This window comes from Pontibacillus salipaludis, assembly GCF_014642405.1.
Lineage (GTDB): Bacteria > Bacillota > Bacilli > Bacillales > BH030062 > Pontibacillus > Pontibacillus salipaludis.
The window spans coordinates 182,379-202,185 of record NZ_BMIN01000003.1; the positions used below are offsets into that span (position 1 = coordinate 182,379).

Below are 19,807 nucleotides of genomic sequence, written 5' to 3' on the forward strand. Positions count from 1 at the left end.
CTTCTTTTATACAAACATAAAAAAGAGACTGTTTGACAGCCTCTTTCATACTGTGTTGCTTAAGTACTAGTTGCCGATTAATCGTATACCCACGCCAATCGCGAAAATGACAAAGAAAAAGATGAACGAAAACGCGAATCCTTTGGCAGAGTCTACAACGTCGTTCGTTGGTGATTGAACTTCTTTTTTGAACTCGTTCACGTTTAACCCCTCCTATACCAGTTATTAGTATAAACGGTTTCATAAAAAAAATCTACAATGCATGAAGATTTCGTTATTATACGGTTCCCTTTGTTGACAAGAGTTAACACCCATAGTTTTTTTCGTTTTGGCTAGGCTATAAGTATCGGTCAAAACATCGTTATCGCCTGGGCTTACCTAGGGGTTCAGGTGATGCGTTTATATAGATGACTTGGGGGGGAATGGGAACCATTTCCCTCTTCTGCATAATAAGCCTTGCTAAAACTTATATATAATTCTACACTTGAAAGCCTTCCGATTTCCATATACCATACTGTTAGAACCGAATGGAGGAAGGTACGATGGTATATTTTGATGCCCTTAAAGAAATAAAGAAGAAACAATTTGATCCAGTATACTTACTATATGGAACAGAAACCTACCTCATCCAGGATATTCAGCAAGCTCTTGTAAAAAATGCTGTTCCAGATGAGGAGCAAGATGTAAACTTGTCTGTATATGATTTAGAAGAAGTTCCTATACAAGAAGTAATGATGGATGCTGAAACCTTTCCTTTCCTCGGAGAAAGAAAGCTATTGCTATGCAAAAATCCAAGTTTTTTAAAGGCCAAACCTGATAAATTGCAAATTGAACATGACGTCTCGGTGTTGCAACGTTACTTAGAACAACCTGCCGAGTATTCCATTGTAGTTTTTATAGCACCTTATGAGAAAATTGATGAACGTAAGAAAATCGTTAAGCAAATGAAAAAATCAGGGAAAGTCATTCCTTGTCAATCCCTTAAAGAGCACGAAATGGCTAGCTGGGTGCAAAGCTTAGCGAAAGATTTACATATAGACATAGAATCCCCGGCCATTGATGTTTTCATTCAAGAAAACGGGACAAACCTTATGTCTATTCAAAACGAGTTAGAAAAAATGGCGTTATATGTAGGAGAAGGTGGAACAATCACAAAGGAAGTTGCAGATTTGTTAGCTGCACACAACTCCCAGTCTTCAGCTCTTAAGTTGGTAGATGCCGTGATGAATCAAAACGTTGAGAAAGCCATATTGATCTATAAAGACCTTGAGAAACAGAATGAAGAACCTATTGCCTTGCTTGCTCTATTGGCATCTCAATTTAGACTGATTTATCAGTCAAAACTCCTTCAACAAAAAGGATATACACAAAATCAGATGACGCAACAAATTAAAGCCCACCCATTTGCAATAAAAATGGCATTAGGACGAGCCCGCGGCTTTAACGAACAACAACTAGGAACCATCATGCAACTCCTTACCGACACGGATGCATCGATGAAACAAGGTCGAATGGAAAAGAACTTAGCCTTTGAACTTCTCCTGTATCAACTTGTTCATGTTAAAAAGAAAAGAGCATAACTCCAAAAAGCAACCTAATTTAGGTTGCTTTTTTAGTTGGCTTTGAAAGCGAGAGAATGTTTCCGTATGCGTTATTGGGGCGTAAGGTGGTTCGGGAAATCACTCCCTTTCCGCGGCGAGCTGGGGAGCCTCCTCAATCGCTCCACGCTTTCCGGGGTCTCCCCTAGGCTCCTACTGCCGCAGGAGTCTCGCAATTTCCCGAACCACCTTTGCCAAGTATGGTGTAACGGAAACATGTGATATAAGAAAATCTGCAATCTTCACTGGCAGGAAAGAGAGGTATAGTCGTTGAGGAGATTGCCCATGAGATAATTAGGGGTGGTTTCTCGAAGAGGCTGCGAAAGTTCGACAAAAATCCTCACGTCCTGGGACAACGTGGAATGAGCCTGCATGGTGTGGGGCCGTTCACTAATTTAAAGCCAGGGCTTGCTCGGGGACTGCGAGACTCCCGCGGGATATGGAGCCTAGGGAAGACCCCGCAAAGAGCGAAAGCGAATGAGGAGGCTTCCCAGCTCCCCGCAGGAAAGCGAGTTGTCCCCGAGCAAGCCCAAGCACTTATAAACGTAAGGGCCCTTTCAGCTGATGTATCTTAACGTCGACAAAAAAGAGGATGCTACTCATAGTAGCATCCTCTTTTTTGCATAAAAAAACGACCCTCTTAGTAGGATCGTTTGTTGGTTGGTCATAAAAACGGAATGACTTATTTACGCTGTAACGGATTTAACGCGACGAGAAAGACGAGCTTTCTGACGGTTACCTTTGTTGCGGTGCATAAGACCTTTGCCTACAGCCTTATCAATCTTTTGTACAGCATCTTTGAAAGCTTCTTTAGCTTCTTCAGTTTTGTTGTTATCAACTAGGTTGTCAACACGCTTCATTGCAGAACGAACGTCAGATTTGAAAGAGTTGTTCTGTGCGCGCTGGTTGTTTTGTGTAATAACACGTTTTCTAGCTTGTTTGATATTAGCCATCTATTTTCACCTCCTGGAGAAATTGAACCTGCTTTATAGAGCATTTATTCGAACAAGAGACATTTTATCAGAGCACACAGCAGTTTTCAACATAAATATAATACCGCGTGATTTTCTATTATGTATGAAAGCCAAAATGGACGTGCATCCTAGTAAAAAAACGGAGGGTTTTCGCATGTCAATGAATCTAGATCAGTTTCAAATTCGTACAGATTTAGCTGTTGAAGCAAAAGACATGGTTTCAGATCAAAAGGATCAAGGTTCTGGTAACAGAGAGGGAGTACGCGTTCAAGAGAAAAAGGAAGCTGAGGACATAAAGGTCACTTATGTAGAAGTTGATGAAAATGGGGCAGAACAAATCGGTAAGAAACCGGGTTCTTATATTACCATTGAATCTCAAGGTATACGAAAACATGATACTAGCCTTATGCATCATACGGCTTCTGTAGTAGCGAGAGAATTAGAAGAGTTACTTGTTAAATGTAATGTAGCTGCTGACGCAACATGTCTGGTGGTAGGTTTAGGAAATGACAATGTTACACCTGACGCATTAGGTCCTATGGTAGTTGATAAATTGCTTGTGACAAACCATATGTTTGAACTTCAGCCTGAGACTGTTGATGAAGGTTTTCGTCCTGTGTCCGCCCTTACCCCAGGTGTAATGGGGGTAACAGGTATAGAGACGAGCGATATTATAGTTGGTGTAATTGAAAAAGTGAAACCTGACTTTGTCATTGCGGTTGATGCTTTAGCTTCTCGATCAATTGACCGGGTGAATAGCACGATTCAGATTTCCAATACAGGGATTCATCCAGGATCTGGCGTCGGTAACAAACGTAAAGAATTAAGTGAAGAAACCTTAGGGATTCCAGTCATTTCTTTAGGTATCCCTACTGTTGTCGATGCTGTAACCATTACAAGTGACACGATTGATTATATGCTAAAACATTTTGGGCGTGAGTGGGATGAGAGAGAGAAACCATCTAAGTCTTTAACTCCTGCTGGTATGGATTTCGGTGAGAGAAAAGAATTAACTGAGGAAGATTTGCCAAGTGAAGAACAACGCAAAGCTGTAATGGGAATGATCGGTGGATTGTCAGCTCAAGAGAAGAGAGCACTTATTCAAGAGGTCCTAACCCCTATTGGTCACAATTTAATGGTGACACCTAAAGAAGTGGACGGGTTCATGAAAGATATGGCTCATGTTGTCGCAAGTGGGTTGAATGCTGCCTTACACCAAGATGTGGAGCCAGACACAGAAGATTCTTTTACAAGATAAGGTAGAAGGAGGTTCTACTCTTTCTCTAGTTTTCATAGAGTTTACTAGAGTTAGGAAACATGAGAGAAAGGGTGACCTCATTGCATTCTAAAGGCTTAACGCTTGCTCATAGAGAATTGAAAAAATGGTATAAACGAAGTGGAATTTACCTACTAGGCTTAATAGGAGTCTTTTTATTGATCGGTTTACTGACGTCTATACAGCCAGCTTATCGGCTGTCCTCATCAACATTGCATACGTGGACAAGTCAGATAGATGGTTCCTCTTTTCTACATTTAATGAGCATGGAGAATCGCGTATTTCAGGGGGCATACCCGGAGGGCTATGAAGATCCACGCATCTCTGAAATGATCTTTCAAACTGCTACAAGTATACAGCCTGATGATCCGCGTTCTTTTTTAGGTAGGGAGTTGCCAGGATTTTCAGCATTTGATGGTCAAATTGTGGTAGCAGGTGAGGGGACGAACTACACGACGATGGCAGTCGAATCAGCTCCTCCTATGGAGATTTTCGATAAAAAGGAAAAGGAAATCGTTACAGAAGAGCAACCAGATGAACAAGAAGATCAACCTTCTTCTGATCAAGCATTACCCACTACTGGTGATAGGGATGTTGTGTTGATCTACCATACTCATAACCGAGAGTCATATTTCCCTCTCCTTCCAGAAGACGCAACAGATGCATTTCATTCTAAAGCGAATATTACACTTGTAGGTGACCGTTTGGCTCAGAGCTTAGAGGATAATGGCATTGGCGCTAAAGTAGACAAAACAGATATAACAAAGAAACTGAAAGACAAAGGTATGGAGTATTACGAGTCGTATGAAATGTCCAGGACTGTTGTGCAAGAAGCAATGAGTACAGAAGGGGATTTACAATATTATTTTGACCTTCACAGAGACTCCATTGATAAACAATACACGACTACTGATATAAACGATCAGTCATTTGCGAGAATCTTCTTCGTAATTGGTGGAGAATATGCTCATTATGAACAAAATTTAAAACTAGCGAATGACCTTCATAAGAAAATGGAAGAGGCATATCCCGGTCTAAGCCGAGGGGTCATGACGAAAAAGGGTTCAGGTACGAATGGGAAGTTTAATCAGGACTTATCTCAAAATGCTATTCTTATTGAGTTTGGTGGAGTGGAAAATACGTTAGAAGAACTTTATCGAAGTGCGGATGCCGTTGCAGATGTGTTTAGTGATTTTTATTGGCAAGCGGAAAAAGTGAGTGGAGATCAGTAAGGAGAAATAAGGAGATGACCGATATGGTGCGCTTCACGATAACCTTTCTAATTATGATTGTTTTATTCCTTGGCGGCGTTTTGGTCGGTATGAATCAAGCCAGCATTGGGATGATTCAGATGCGAGGCTTCTCAAGTGGTACATTTCAAGAAGCAGTCCAAACGGAAAAATTGGAAACAGGGGATTATGAAGTGCAAGTGCTAGGTAAAGACTTCGGACAAGTATCGGTTCAGGAAAAACAACAGCAATACGAGGATCATAACGAAGCCCGTGGTCTTCAAAGACTAGCTGTCACCTTAGAAAGCGTAGTGAACTGGGTTTACAATACAATCATCTACACGATCTACCACATATTCTCTGCTTTCTTTTAGCTGCATTTCCGGCCCCACATGAGGTGGGGGGCGTTCGACGTTGGCAAAGGGCGTGGTGGTTTTAGTTGAACTTCCGATTTTACTATGGTCAGACCGCCTGCGCTTTTCGCTAGATCCAGCTCCGGGGGCTAGAGGCTAGCGAGATAAGCAAACTACCTGCAGTGGCTAGCGCCACTTCCGGCATTTTGCTTATCCGTACGCCTCTGAACAAGCCCCCTGCGCTTTTCGATTTAGATCTAGCTCCGGCGGGGAGGGCCTAGCGCGATAAGCAATATGACTACAATAAGCTACGCTTATTTTCGCCATCTTGCTTATCCGGCCCCACACGATGTGGGGTCGCTCGACGTTGTCACAGGACGTGACGGTTTTAGTCGAGCTTCCTTTTCCACTGGTCACCCCGCCTGCGCTTTTCGTTATTGAAGTATTTCCTCTACATTGCTATAATCTAAGCTAGCTATGGTTTCGGATTAAAGTAGGAGTGATGAATGTGAGTAGCGACAAGATTAAACAGGAGAATGTGCGTAATTTTTCAATTATCGCTCATATCGACCACGGCAAATCGACATTAGCCGATCGTATTTTAGAGAAAACGAAAGCTTTAACGCAACGAGAGATGAAAGAGCAGTTTCTTGATGCGATGGATTTAGAGCGTGAGCGTGGTATTACAATAAAATTAAACGCAGTTCAATTGCGATATAGCTCTCCTAATAAAGGAGAAGATTACTTATTCCACCTGATTGATACACCAGGACACGTCGACTTTACATATGAGGTATCCCGTAGTTTAGCAGCGTGTGAAGGGGTTATCTTGGTAGTAGATGCGGCGCAGGGAATTGAGGCTCAAACGTTAGCGAATCTTTACCTTGCCTTAGATAACGATTTAGAAATTATTCCAGTTATTAATAAAGTAGATCTTCCAGCGGCTGATCCAGAGCGTGTGACGAAAGAGCTTGAGGATCTTCTTGGTGTAACCAAAGATGAGGTTATCTTAGCTTCAGCTAAAGCGGGTAAAGGAATCGAAGAGATATTAGAAGCCATTGTAGAACGTATTCCTTCCCCTATTGGTGAGCCAGAAGATCCATTGAAAGCTTTAATCTTTGACTCTTTATATGATCCTTATCGTGGGGTAATCGCGTCGATTGCCGTGAAGGAAGGTTCTGTAAAAGTTGGTCAAAAAATTCGTATGATGCAGACTGGAAAAGAGTTCGAAGTAAACGAAATTGGTGTGTTTAATCCAAAGCCAACTCCTAAAAATGAATTAACTGTAGGGGATGTCGGATATTTAACAGCATCAATTAAAAACGTAAGTGACTCCCGTGTAGGTGACACGATTACCCGAGTAGACAATCCAGCGCCAGAACCATTACCAGGTTATAAACGCTTGAATCCGATGGTGTTCTGCGGATTGTTCCCGGTAGATGCGAACAATTACAATGATTTACGTGAAGCACTAGAGCGCCTAGAGCTTAACGATTCTTCCCTTCAGTATGAAGCTGAGACATCTCAGGCATTGGGCTTTGGTTTCCGTTGCGGATTCTTAGGGCTTCTTCACATGGAGATTATACAAGAACGTATCGAACGTGAATTTAATATTCAACTTATTACAACTGCGCCAAGTGTAATCTACGAAGTAGAACTTGCTGATGGGGAAACGGTTACGGTTGATAATCCATCCTTAATGCCAGATCCGCAGTCAATTAGTGAAGTTCGTGAGCCGTTTGTAAATGCAACCGTGATGGTCCCGAACGACTATGTAGGATCTGTGATGGAAATTTGTCAAAAGAAGCGCGGTTCTTTCGTAGATATGCAATATCTTGACGACAACCGTGTAAATATCACGTATGATATCCCGCTGTCTGAGATTGTGTATGATTTCTTTGATCAGCTTAAGTCTCAAACAAAAGGCTATGCTTCCTTCGACTATGACTTAGCCGGATATCGTGCGTCGAATCTCGTGAAAATGGATATCTGGTTAAATGGGGACACCATTGATGCCCTATCCTTCATTGTACACAGAGATTTCGCGTTCGACCGCGGAAAAGCGATCACTAGCAAGCTTGTTGAACTCATTCCACGTCAACAATTCGAAGTTCCTGTTCAAGCAGCAATCGGGAATAAAATTGTGGCACGTTCTACCATTAAAGCGATGCGTAAAAACGTACTTGCAAAATGTTATGGCGGGGATATTTCTCGTAAGCGTAAGTTGTTAGAGAAACAAAAAGAAGGTAAAAAACGAATGAAGATGGTTGGATCTGTTGAAGTACCGCAAGAAGCCTTTATGGCCGTGCTTGAAATGGATTCTGACGATTAATAAGGATTAATGAGTAAAAACCGCAGGAGACTTCTTGCGGTTTTTATGCTTTCAACTTTGCTACCTTTTGTGTTTTACTGCAAGGGTGACGCATGTAGAACTGATATAGTTAATTTTAAATGCGTTAACAAAGCTACTTTATTTAAAGGAACGTGACGAACATGATTACATCAGCATATATTCACATACCGTTTTGCCACAAGATCTGTCATTATTGCGATTTTACAAAGTTCTTCTATAATCCTGAACTTGCAGATCAATATTTGGATGCATTAGAGAATGAGATTGTAACTGCAGTTGGTACAGAAAAGCGAAAAATGAAAACAATCTTTGTTGGGGGAGGCACTCCAACGGCACTATCGCACGATCAACTTGAGAGATTGCTCAAAATGATTGCAAAGTCTTTCGATGTTGAGGGACCGCTAGAGTATACGTTTGAAGCGAATCCTGGTGAATTTGATGAGAAGAAACTAGCGTTACTCAAAGAATACGGGGTAAATCGAATTTCGTTTGGTGTGCAAGTATTTGATGACGAACTTCTTGAGAAGCTGGGCCGGAATCATCGTGTGAAAGACGTCTATGATAGTCTTCGCCTGTTTGAGAAACAACAATTTGAAAATGTATCAGTCGATTTAATGTACGGACTTCCGGGGCAAACGTATGATCAATTTAAGAAAACAATTGATGAAGCTCTAGCGTTAGATCTTCCTCATTATTCTTCTTACTCGTTACAAATTGAACCTAAGACCATCTTTTATCTTCGTCATAAAAAAGGGAAGTTGCATAAACCTGTTGAAGAAGAAGAAGCACGAATGTATGAGCTGTTAATGAGTGAGATGAACCAAAAGGGTGTTTATCAATATGAAATTAGTAATTTTGCAAAGCCAGGGTTTGAAAGCAAGCATAACCTAACGTATTGGAACAATGATTATTATTATGGGTTTGGTGCTGGTGCACATGGGTATTTACCTGGAGAGCGAACAGTTAATATCAAGCCTTTAAATCAGTATACAAAGAAGGGCAAGGAAACAGGCCTTCCACGACTGCATGTTGAACCAGTGCACTATAAAGAAGAGATGGAAGAGCAAATGTTCCTCGGGTTGCGTAAAACAAGTGGAGTATCTATGAGTGAATTTGAGAATCGCTTCGGACGTTCTATTCATTCTCTTTATTCGAGTGAATTAGATTATTTAAAGAGGAAAAACTGGATAACAGAATCACAAGACCATGTTGCGCTCACAACACAAGGCCGCCTTTTTGGAAATGAAGTATTTGCTCAATTCTTAATTGAAGATGAAAAGCTTCAGTGAAATATCGTTGACAAGGAGCGAGGCATTTGATAATTTATTATTAGATTTAGCACTCGCAATTAAAGAGTGCTAACAGAGGTGATCATCATGTTAACAGAGAGACAATTGTTGATATTACAAGTAATTATTGATGACTTCATCCAGTCTGCGCAACCTGTAGGATCAAGGACGATTTCAAAGAAAGATAACGTATCCTATAGTTCAGCTACGATTCGTAACGAAATGGCTGATTTAGAAGAACTTGGTTTCCTGGAGAAGACACATTCTTCATCAGGAAGGGTTCCTTCGGAGAAAGGGTATCGCTTTTATGTCGACCATTTGATGTCACCATTTAATTTGTCTGGGCAAGAGAAAACATTTGTGAAACAGGCGTTTAATCATCAAATGGTAGAATTTGAACAAGTCGTTCAGCAGTCTGCGCGGGTGTTATCCGAGTTGACGAATTATACGTCAATTATCCTTGGACCCGAAGTATACGAGACAAAATTAAAGCAATTACAAATCATCCCCTTATCCCAAATATCTGCTGTTGCGATTCTTGTAACGGATACAGGTCATGTTGAGCATAGGTCGTTCACGATCCCTGTAGAAATTAAACCAGCTGACTTAGAGAAGATGGTTAACATCTTAAATGAGCGGTTAAATGGTGTGCCGATTATTTACTTGCATCATAAGTTGAATACCGAGATAGCCGAACTTCTTAAAAAGCATACAAGCGAATTTGAAAAGGCCTATCAGTATTTACGAGCTGCTCTATTTGACGAACAGCCTGCCAAGCTTTATGTTGGCGGCAAGACCAACATTCTTATGCAGCCGGAATTTCGGGATATTGATAAAGTGAGGACGCTGTATTCGATGATAGAAGAAGAAACAGAGATCGCTCACTTACTTCGTCACAATTCCACTGATATTAAAGTATCGATTGGTACCGAAAACGAAGTAAACGCTATGAAGGATTTAAGTATTATTACAGGATCTTACTCAATAGGGGATACTCAGCTAGGGACGATTGCTTTACTAGGGCCTACTCGGATGGAATACTCAAAAGTCATTTCTTTATTGAGTTTACTTTCAGATCGTATGACCGAAACATTCCATTCCTGGTATCAAAAAGGTTCAACTGGGGAATAGATGATAAAGGCATTTAAGGATGTCTGTTCTCTCTTTACTATTGTTTAGTTGGTTAAATTGACTTTTTATAAAAAATAACCAAAATTGAAGGGTTATCGGTTTAGTTTAGATTCAATTTCTGATATATTCTTAACCGGTGTAAATGAACGAGCTTTAGAGGAGGTGACAAACATGGACGAAAATAAACAACAAACAGAAGAAGTCGAACAAGAAGAGGTCGTTGAAAATCCTGAACAAGAAGTTGTTGAAGAAGAGGCTAACGAAATGGATGAGGTAGCTAAACTTCAGCAAGAGAAGGATGAAACGTACCAACGTTTGTTACGCTTACAAGCAGATTATGATAATTTCCGTCGTCGCACGCAGAAAGATCGTGAGAACGACCGTAAATATAAATCTCAATCACTTATTGAGGAGTTATTACCTGCCCTTGATAACTTCGAACGAGCGCTTCAAGTTGAAGCTCAAGACGAGAAGTATGCAGAAGGTATGAACATGGTTTATAAACAGCTTAAGAGTGCATTAGAGAAAGAAGGCCTTGAAGAGATTCCGGCTGTAGGGGAAGAATTTGACCCTCACATGCATCAGGCTGTTATGCAAGTTGAAGATGAAAACTATGAATCAAATGTTGTCGTAGAGGAGCTTCAAAAAGGCTATAAGCTAAACGACCGCGTTATTCGCCCGTCAATGGTGAAGGTAAATCAATAAGCTCACTCTACATATGAAGATAAAGGAGGAAATTTGTCATGAGTAAAATCATTGGTATTGACTTAGGTACAACAAACTCTTGTGTCGCTGTAATGGAAGGCGGAGAGTCTAAAGTAATTCCAAACCCAGAAGGTAGTCGCACAACTCCATCAGTTGTTGCATTCAAGAATGGTGAACGTCAGGTTGGTGAGGTTGCGAAACGTCAGGCAATCACAAACCCTAACACAATTCAGTCTATCAAGAGACATATGGGTACAGACTATAAAGTAGAAATTGAAGGAAAAGAGCACACTCCACAAGAGATTTCTGCTATCATCCTTCAGTATATCAAGTCTTACGCAGAAGACTATCTTGGTGAAACAGTTGAAAAAGCTGTAATCACAGTTCCAGCTTACTTCAACGATGCTGAGCGTCAAGCTACTAAAGATGCTGGTAAAATTGCAGGTCTTGAAGTAGAGCGTATTATTAACGAGCCTACAGCAGCAGCTCTTGCATACGGTATTGATCAAGAACAAGATCAAACGCTTCTTGTTTACGACCTTGGTGGCGGTACGTTTGACGTATCAATCCTAGACATCGGTGACGGTACATTCGAAGTTGTATCAACTGCTGGTGACAACAAACTAGGTGGGGATGACTTCGACCAAGTAATCATCGATCACATGGTAGCAGAATTCAAGAAAGAAAATGGCATTGATCTTTCTAAAGATAAAATGGCACTACAACGTCTTAAAGACGCTGCAGAAAAAGCGAAGAAAGACCTTTCTGGTGTAGCTCAAACACAGATTTCTCTTCCATTTATTACAGCAGGAGAAGCAGGTCCACTTCACTTAGAAATGAACCTTACTCGTGCTAAATTCGAAGAGCTTTCTTCTAGTTTAGTAGAACGTACTATGGAACCAACTCGTCGTGCGCTTAAAGACGCAAACATGTCTTCTAGTGACATTGATAAAGTACTTCTAGTAGGTGGTTCTACGCGTATTCCTGCAGTTGTAGACGCACTTAAGAAAGAAGTAGGCAAAGATCCTTCTAAAGGCGTTAACCCTGATGAAGTAGTAGCACTTGGTGCAGCTGTACAAGGTGGCGTACTTCAAGGTGACGTTAAAGACGTTGTTCTACTAGACGTTACTCCACTTTCTCTAGGTATTGAAACAATGGGTGGCGTGACTACGAAGCTAATCGAGCGTAACACTACAATTCCTACAAGCCAGAAGCAAACGTTCTCTACTGCTGCTGATAACCAAACAGCTGTAGATATCCACGTACTTCAAGGTGAGCGTGAAATGGCACAAGATAACAAGACACTTGGTCGTTTCCAGTTAACTGATATCCCGCCAGCACCACGCGGTGTACCTCAAATCGAAGTATCCTTCGATATTGATGCGAACGGTATCGTTAACGTAGGAGCAAAAGACTTAGGTACCAACAAAGAACAATCCATTACTATTAAATCTTCTTCTGGTCTTTCTGAAGACGAAGTAGAGCAAATGGTTAAAGAAGCTGAAGAAAATGCTGAAGCGGACAAACAGCGCCGTGAAGAAGTAGAGCTTCGTAACGAAGCAGATCAACTGATCTTCACTACAGATAAAACAATCAAAGACCTTGGTGAATCTGTAACAGAAGAAGACAAGCAAAACGCTGAGACTGCTAAATCTGAACTTCAAACGGCACTTGAAGGTGAAGACCTTGAGCAAATCCGTGAGAAGAAAGATGCTCTTCAAGAGCAAGTGCAACAGCTTTCTGTAAAAATGTATGAGCAAGCACAACAAGCTCAACAAGCCCAAGAAGGTGCTGAAGGCCAAGGGTCAGAAGAAGACGTTGTGGACGCAGACTTTGAAGAAGTAAACGAAGACGAGAAGAAGTAAGCAACCAAATTAGGTTAGTCAGATAAAAAAAGTCAAAGTCAGGGGGTATCTTGGCTTTGACTTTTTTACTGCATGAATGTTGTTCCCCTTTTAAAGGGAAGAATGATACTGATTTAACTTTGAATCGAATATGAAACCATGTTAATATAAACTTTATGTGAGTAGAGAGTCGGGAGAGTGATCTTCAGTGAGTAAACGCGACTATTATGAGATTTTAGGTGTATCTAAGGATGCTTCTAAAGATGAAATTAAGAAAGCGTATCGTAAATTAGCTAAAAAATATCACCCAGATGTCAGCCAAGAAGACAATGCTGAGGATAAGTTTAAAGAAGCTCAGGAAGCTTGGGATGTACTAGGTGATGATCAGAAACGCCAACAATATGATCAATTTGGTCATGCAGGTCCTAACCAGGGTGGTTTCGGAGGCTTTGGTGGAGCCGAAGACTTCGGAGGCTTTGGAGACATCTTTGACATGTTCTTCGGTGGCGGAGGACGCCGTCGTGATCCGAATGCTCCTCGTAGAGGTGCAGACCTTCAATATACAATGACGTTAAATTTTGAAGAAGCTATCTTCGGTAAAGAAACGGATGTCCAAATTCCAAAAGAAGAAGAATGTGAAACATGTGACGGATCTGGTGCAAAACCAGGGACAAAACCGGAAACTTGCTCTCACTGTCAAGGTGCAGGCCAGTTAAACCAAGAACAAAATACACCATTTGGACGGGTAGTAAACCGCCGCGTATGTCATTACTGTGAAGGAACTGGGCAAATCATTAAAGATAAGTGTAATACGTGCGGAGGAGCTGGAAGAGTTACGAAACGTAAAAATATTCACATCTCTATTCCAGCTGGTATTGATGAAGGTCAGCGTATTCGCGTATCTGGTCAAGGTGAGCCGGGCGAAAACGGTGGTCCTACAGGCGACTTGTATGTAGTTGTTCAAATTCGTCCACACGAATTTTACAAACGTGAAGGAGACCATATCTTCTGCGAGATGCCACTGACATTTACCCAAGCTGCACTTGGAGACGAAATTGAAGTCCCAACTGTACATGGGAATGTGAAGCTTAAGATCCCATCAGGTACGCAGAATGGGAAGACGTTCCGCTTGAAAGAAAAGGGTGCTCCAAACGTTCGTGGATATGGTCATGGAGATCAACACGTGAAGATCCGTGTTGTTACACCAACGAATATGACGGATCGTCAGAAAGAATTACTTCGTGAGTTCCATGATATTAGTGGCAACCAACCTACAGAAGAGCAACACGACAACATTTTCCAACGTGTGAAGCGTGCCTTTAAAGGGGAATAAGGAATCCAGAGTAAAGAGAGTTGATCCCATTGAAATGGTCTGAAATATGTATTCATACAACAAATGAAGCAATCGAACCCATATCGAACATTCTTCATGAGGCAGGGGCTAGTGGAGTAGTGATTGAAGACCCACAAGACCTTGTCAAAGAACGAGATACGTTTATGGGTGAGATTTATGAATTAAATCCTGAAGACTATCCGGCAGAAGGTGTGTATGTAAAAGCATACCTTCCCGTGAATAGTTTCTTAGGAGAAACAGTAGAAGAAATTAAACATGCGATTACCAATCTAATTGAATTCGATATTAATATCGGTCATAACCATGTCACAATAAGCGAGCTGAATGAGGAAGATTGGGCAACAGCTTGGAAGAAGTACTATAAGCCCGTCAAGATTTCAGAAAAGGTAACAATCATCCCTACTTGGGAAGAGTATGAGCCTGTTTCAAGCGATGAAATTATTATAGAATTAGATCCAGGTATGGCGTTTGGTACTGGGACGCATCCCACTACTGTTTTAAGTATCCAAGCGATTGAGCAGTATATAGAGGAAAATGATTTAGTTATGGACGTAGGAGCTGGCTCTGGAGTCTTAAGCATTGCTTCAGTACTTCTGGGTGCAAAGCATGTACATGCTTTTGACTTAGACGATATCGCCGTTAAGAGTACTACGATTAATGCTAAATTAAACAATGTGGAAAGCCAAATTGAGTCAAAGCAAAACAACCTACTTCAAGGTGTTGATGTTGAAGCCGATTTAATTGTTTCCAACATTTTAGCTGAAATCATTGTCCAATTTACAGATGATGCTTTCGCTAAACTGAAGTCTGGTGGTTACTTTATAACGTCTGGAATTATTAAGAACAAGCGTCAGTTAGTGAAGGATCAACTTATTGAATCTGGTTTTGAAATTGTTGAAGTTAATGTAATGGAAGACTGGACATCGATTATCGCACGTAAACCATAAAGAAAGCAGGTGCCCATTGTGCAACGTTATTTTGTTCCTTCGTCAGGATGGAATGACTCTCAAGTCGTTATTACCGGAGAAGATGTACATCACATTGGAAAGGTAATGCGAATGAAGCCTGAACATCATATTTTATGTTGTACACCGGAGGGTGACCTAGCTGAATGTGAAATTACTGATATTACGACAGAAACTGTCACATGTCAGATTGTAGAGTGGCTGGAAGAGGAAAAAGAACTTCCAGCCTCTGTTACAATTGCACAAGGGTTACCTAAAGGAGATAAAATGGAGCATGTGATTCAAAAGGGAACAGAACTCGGAGCATCTCAATTTATCCCTTTTGAAGCAGAGCGCTCCATTGTAAAATGGGATCAAAAGAAATCACAAAAGAAAATAACACGCTATCAAAAAATTGCAAAAGAAGCGAGCGAACAATCTCATCGAACGATGATCCCCTCTGTTTCTGAGTTGCATTCCTTAGGAGATTTAATAGCCCTTCAGCCTAACTATGATTGGGTTGTATTTGCTTATGAGGATGAGGCGAAAAGTCAATCATATCGATCATTAAAAGAAGTTCTTACGCAATTTCAGCAAGGTCAGCGCATTCTCGTCATTATTGGACCAGAAGGCGGATTCAGTGAACAAGAAGTGCAGACGCTGAAGGAAGCGGGGGCGCTAGCGGTACGTTTGGGACCAAGAATATTAAGAACAGAAACCGCTGCTACATATTTTCTTTCAGCTCTGTCCTATCAATTAGAGGAATTGGGGTGATCCTATGCCATCAGTAGCCTTTCATACACTAGGTTGTAAAGTAAACCATTATGAAACGGAAGCCATTTGGCAATTGTTCAAAGAAGAAGGATATGAGCGCACGGACTTTGATCGCTCATCTGATGTATACGTGATTAACACATGTACAGTAACGAACACAGGGGATAAGAAGAGTCGTCAAGTGATTAGACGTGCTATCCGTAAAAATCCTGATGCTGTTATTTGTGTAACGGGGTGTTATGCACAAACATCTCCGGCTGAGATTATGGACATTCCTGGTGTAGATATTGTGGTAGGGACACAAGATCGACGTAAAATGCTAGACTACATCAAACAATACCAGGAAGAACGTCAACCTATTAATGGTGTTACAAATATTATGAAAACACGAACATATGAAGAGCTTGATGTCCCTGCTTTCACTGACCGTACACGAGCTTCCTTGAAGATTCAAGAAGGTTGTAACAACTTTTGTACGTTCTGCATTATTCCTTGGGCTCGTGGCTTAATGCGTTCACGTGACCCAGAAGAAGTTATTCAACAAGCTCAACAGCTTGTTGATGCAGGGTATAAAGAAATTGTATTGACAGGAATTCATACAGGCGGTTACGGCGAGGACATGAAAGATTATAATCTTGCTATGTTATTACGTGAATTAGACAAAAGGGTAAATGGTTTAAAACGAATTCGTATTTCCTCCATTGAAGGGAGCCAAATCACAGACGACGTGATCGATGTTCTGCGTGAGTCTGATAAGATCGTTCGTCACCTTCATATCCCTCTTCAATCAGGATCAAATACGGTACTTAAGCGTATGCGTCGTAAATACACCACTGAGTTTTACAAAGAACGAGTGGACCGTATTAAAGAGGCGCTACCAGGTCTTGCGATTACCTCAGATGTTATCGTTGGATTTCCAGGTGAGACTGAAGAAGAATTTAATGAAACGTATCGCTTCATTCAAGAGATCGGTTATTCTGAACTTCACGTATTTCCATACTCGAAGCGTACAGGAACACCTGCTGCTCGTATGGATGACCAGGTAGATGAAGAAGTTAAGAACGATCGTGTTCATCAACTTATCGAATTGTCAAACCAACAAGCTAAAGAATATGCATCACAGTATGACGGAGAAGTGCTTGAAGTTATACCAGAAGAGAAGTTTAAAGACGATGAAAATGACAATCGGTATGTTGGTTATACCGATAATTATTTAAAAGTAGTGTTTGAAGGAAAAGAAGATATGGTAGGAGAAATTGTCCGTGTTAAGCTTACTCAAGCTGGATACCCTTATAATGCAGGTCAATTTGTCCGGGTGATGGACCGACCAAGTCTAACAGACGATTCTATCGAGTTATCTTCCTAAAAAAAGACCTTGCTGAGTGTTCAGCAAGGTCTTTTTATGTATGACATATACACTTATAGAGACAATAAAGTAAGCGATTTAATAGAGGAGGAGTAGCATTTTTAAAGACATAATGCTAAGATGAAAGAGGTACGGACAACCTAAGTAAGAAAGGAAGATTAAAATGGATGCTAAATTAGCTAAAATGATTGATCATACACAGTTAAAACCAGATACAGCACAAGAAAAAATTGAACAGATTTGCCAAGAAGCTAAAGAATATGGCTTTGCTTCTGTATGCGTAAACCCTTACTGGGTACCTTTCTGTTACGAACGTCTTCAAGATACAGACGTAAAAGTTTGTACGGTTATTGGTTTCCCTCTAGGAGCTAATACTAAAGAATTAAAAGCTTATGAAACAAAACAAGCCATTGAAAACGGAGCTACAGAAGTAGACATGGTAATTAACATCGGCGCTCTAAAGAGTGGAGATAAAGAAACAGTGCAAGCTGACATTGAAGCCGTTGTTCGCGCGACAGAAGGCAATGCTTTAACAAAGGTGATCATTGAGACGTCTCTTCTTACAGACGAAGAAAAAGTAACAGCTTGCGAATTAGCTAAAGCTGCTGGAGCAGATTACGTTAAGACGTCTACAGGCTTCTCAGGTGGAGGCGCTACAGTTGAAGATATTAAACTAATGCGTAACACAGTAGGACCAGACATGGGAGTAAAAGCCTCTGGAGGCGTTCGCGACCGTGAAGGAGCAGACGCTGTCATCGAAGCAGGCGCTACTCGCATTGGTGCTAGTGCAGGTGTATCCATCGTATCAGGTGGACAAGGAACTTCAGATTATTAATAACTAAAAAAAGGTGTCCTCCTAGGAGGACACCTTTTTTTTCTAGTATTTAATCTTGATCTTTATAATGTGTATTATAAAAAGGCTCTGGTTAAGTTTGTTGTTGTTAATCTTATAATAGATTTGTTCAACATTAGGGCAGGATTGTTGAAAACTCGAAGCTGACACCGCGTCGTGTATGTGGCCGTTACGCTTTTAAGTGCTAGGGCAGGATCGCGGGGACCACTCGCTTTCCTGCGGGGAGCTGGGAAGCCTCCTCAATCGCTACGCGGAGTCTCGCAGTCACTAAGCCTGCCCTGAAGCTAATTAGGCGAACGGACCTGCTTATTATAGTTGCTCTTAAGCCACCTACCTCACAAATATGGCGCGTTTTCGTCTCTCTCCATTTAGCAAAGGTGGGCCTGGAAATTGCGAGACTCCTGCGGGAGAAAGAGGTCGACGAGACCCCGCAGGGTGGTTTTCCCGAGGAGGCTAAAAGAGAAAGAGGAAGTTCGACTAAGATCGTCACGTCCTGTGACAACGTCGAACGACCCCACGTCGTGTGGGGCCGCGGAAAGCGAGTGATTTCCAGGCACACCTTTCGCTCCATTATAGCTGACGAAAACCTCTCTACATCTATCGCAAGACATCTCTACCTCAGTTTCAAGCCTTCCGTATAAGGGGGCTTATATGAAACAAATAAATCAACAATGAACATTAACAGCGCCTAAAAAAGATTATATGTTCACTAAACATCATTCTTTATATTTATGAACGAACATAACAAATTTAGTGAAGTGTTGGACAAAAGGTAAAACAATTAGTGAAGACAAAACATTAAACACAACAGAGATGTGAGCAAGTTGCTGGGCTGGGTCGTTTGATAGCCATTGGGATAAAGCAGCAAGTTCATCTATGAATGGTGCAAACAGTAATACGCCTAAGACATTAAGCCAGATGTGAGCCATGGCAACAAGCCGAGCTTCATAATTGCTTCCGAGTGAAGCCACCCAGGCAGTGATACAAGTTCCAATATTAGCACCTAGCATTATTCCAATAGCTGATGTGAGACTAAAAATACCTTCGTTTAAAAAGCTCATTGATATTCCTGTGGCTGCAGTAGATGATTGTATAATGGCTGTCATGGCTGTTCCGATTAATATGCTGGCATTAGGAAAGTCGTTTGTATAGGCCAGGCTATCTTGAATGATTGGGAATTGCTTCAAAGGTTCTGCTAAGGATTCGAATCCGTTTAAAGCAACAAAGATACATCCTAAGCCAAATAAGATTCCACCAGCTCCAAACCATGTTTGTTTAGGGATGATTAGTAGTACTGCTCCAATGATTAAGAGTGGCCAAAGGGGGATGGAGTTTGAGAATGTAAGTAATTCAGCTGTAACAGTCGTTCCAATATTAGCTCCTAGAATAATTCCAATAGATTGTTTGAAATTGAGCACCCCTACAGCGACTAGCCCAATTGCAATTACCATGGTAGCTGAGCTGCTTTGTAACACACTTGTTACAACAATACCAGCAAGCATTCCTTTGAATGGATTATTCGCAAACCGTTGAAGCAACACTTTCATATTTCGATAAGATAGTTGATACAAACCAACTCGTAGTACAGTCATACCAAATAAAAAAATGGTTAAGAAAACAGTAAAAAGTGTAATTAAATCAGCCACGGTTCTTCACCTCTATACCATACTATGGACAAGACTTAAATTCATGACAGAAAAGGACTTTCTAACAGGATAAAAGTAGTCATGGTATACATTGGAAAGTGTAGTGGTATCAACAATT

The 19,807-nt window shown here is 41.1% G+C and carries 17 protein-coding genes; 14 read left to right on the forward strand and 3 right to left on the reverse strand.

From position 1 onward, the window contains the following. Window positions 1-66 precede the first annotated feature (66 nt). Window positions 67-201, reverse strand: coding sequence for a YqzM family protein (locus tag IEW76_RS04845; protein ID WP_036785709.1), 135 nt, complete (start codon window positions 199-201; stop codon window positions 67-69). A 341-nt stretch (window positions 202-542) separates the two neighbouring features. Here IEW76_RS04845 and holA point away from each other — a divergent pair, with 341 nt between their 5' ends. Then, on the forward strand, window positions 543-1,580 hold the full coding sequence (gene holA / locus IEW76_RS04850) for a DNA polymerase III subunit delta (protein WP_188651434.1): 1,038 nt from the start codon (window positions 543-545) through the stop codon (window positions 1,578-1,580). Window positions 1,581-2,284: 704 nt separating this feature from the next. Here the strand turns inward: holA and rpsT are convergent. Continuing rightward, entirely contained in the window at window positions 2,285-2,551 is a 267-nt protein-coding gene (gene rpsT, locus IEW76_RS04855; RefSeq protein ID WP_036785716.1) for a 30S ribosomal protein S20, read from the reverse strand. Between the two features lie 175 nt (window positions 2,552-2,726). Here rpsT and gpr point away from each other — a divergent pair, with 175 nt between their 5' ends. The 13 genes from gpr to deoC all read left to right on the forward strand — a co-directional run bounded on the left by gpr (window position 2,727) and on the right by deoC (window position 18,025). Beyond that, window positions 2,727-3,830, forward strand: a complete 1,104-nt coding sequence (gene gpr, locus IEW76_RS04860; RefSeq protein ID WP_188651436.1) for a GPR endopeptidase — start codon at window positions 2,727-2,729, stop codon at window positions 3,828-3,830. A 176-nt stretch (window positions 3,831-4,006) separates the two neighbouring features. Next, the gene (gene spoIIP / locus IEW76_RS04865) at window positions 4,007-5,080 is read left to right on the forward strand and encodes a stage II sporulation protein P (RefSeq protein ID WP_229721122.1); all 1,074 of its coding nucleotides are present in this window, start codon (window positions 4,007-4,009) and stop codon (window positions 5,078-5,080) included. Between the two features lie 14 nt (window positions 5,081-5,094). Continuing rightward, window positions 5,095-5,451 (forward strand): DUF3679 domain-containing protein, encoded by a 357-nt coding sequence (locus IEW76_RS04870; RefSeq protein WP_188651440.1) that lies wholly within the window; start codon window positions 5,095-5,097, stop codon window positions 5,449-5,451. 487 nt (window positions 5,452-5,938) lie between these two features. Beyond that, window positions 5,939-7,762 carry a translation elongation factor 4 gene (gene lepA / locus IEW76_RS04875; protein ID WP_373285945.1) on the forward strand — a complete coding sequence of 608 codons (1,824 nt, stop codon included), beginning with the start codon at window positions 5,939-5,941 and terminating at the stop codon, window positions 7,760-7,762. Window positions 7,763-7,923: 161 nt separating this feature from the next. Then, a complete protein-coding gene (gene hemW / locus IEW76_RS04880) occupies window positions 7,924-9,072 on the forward strand; it encodes a radical SAM family heme chaperone HemW (RefSeq protein WP_188651444.1) in 1,149 nt (382 codons plus the stop codon). A gap of 87 nt (window positions 9,073-9,159) precedes the next feature. Next, window positions 9,160-10,203, forward strand: a complete 1,044-nt coding sequence (gene hrcA, locus IEW76_RS04885) for a heat-inducible transcriptional repressor HrcA (RefSeq protein ID WP_188651446.1) — start codon at window positions 9,160-9,162, stop codon at window positions 10,201-10,203. A 123-nt stretch (window positions 10,204-10,326) separates the two neighbouring features. Then, entirely contained in the window at window positions 10,327-10,908 is a 582-nt protein-coding gene (gene grpE / locus IEW76_RS04890; protein ID WP_308422049.1) for a nucleotide exchange factor GrpE, read from the forward strand. A 38-nt stretch (window positions 10,909-10,946) separates the two neighbouring features. Next, complete coding sequence (dnaK, locus tag IEW76_RS04895) at window positions 10,947-12,773, forward strand: molecular chaperone DnaK (protein WP_036785737.1); 1,827 nt, start codon at window positions 10,947-10,949, stop codon at window positions 12,771-12,773. A gap of 187 nt (window positions 12,774-12,960) precedes the next feature. Beyond that, window positions 12,961-14,085 (forward strand): molecular chaperone DnaJ, encoded by a 1,125-nt coding sequence (gene dnaJ, locus IEW76_RS04900; protein WP_188651450.1) that lies wholly within the window; start codon window positions 12,961-12,963, stop codon window positions 14,083-14,085. Window positions 14,086-14,114: 29 nt separating this feature from the next. Beyond that, window positions 14,115-15,053 (forward strand): 50S ribosomal protein L11 methyltransferase, encoded by a 939-nt coding sequence (prmA, locus tag IEW76_RS04905; RefSeq protein WP_188651451.1) that lies wholly within the window; start codon window positions 14,115-14,117, stop codon window positions 15,051-15,053. 18 nt (window positions 15,054-15,071) lie between these two features. Next, a complete protein-coding gene (locus tag IEW76_RS04910) occupies window positions 15,072-15,824 on the forward strand; it encodes a 16S rRNA (uracil(1498)-N(3))-methyltransferase (RefSeq protein WP_188651453.1) in 753 nt (250 codons plus the stop codon). A 4-nt stretch (window positions 15,825-15,828) separates the two neighbouring features. Further along, window positions 15,829-17,190: a tRNA (N(6)-L-threonylcarbamoyladenosine(37)-C(2))-methylthiotransferase MtaB gene (gene mtaB / locus IEW76_RS04915; protein ID WP_188651455.1), complete on the forward strand. Its 1,362-nt coding sequence runs from the start codon at window positions 15,829-15,831 to the stop codon at window positions 17,188-17,190. Window positions 17,191-17,353: 163 nt separating this feature from the next. Next, window positions 17,354-18,025 carry a deoxyribose-phosphate aldolase gene (deoC, locus tag IEW76_RS04920; protein ID WP_188651457.1) on the forward strand — a complete coding sequence of 224 codons (672 nt, stop codon included), beginning with the start codon at window positions 17,354-17,356 and terminating at the stop codon, window positions 18,023-18,025. Window positions 18,026-18,759: 734 nt separating this feature from the next. On the opposite strand, the gene IEW76_RS04925 is transcribed toward deoC, so the two are convergent. After that, complete coding sequence (locus tag IEW76_RS04925) at window positions 18,760-19,689, reverse strand: Na/Pi symporter (protein WP_188651459.1); 930 nt, start codon at window positions 19,687-19,689, stop codon at window positions 18,760-18,762. Window positions 19,690-19,807 lie beyond the last annotated feature (118 nt).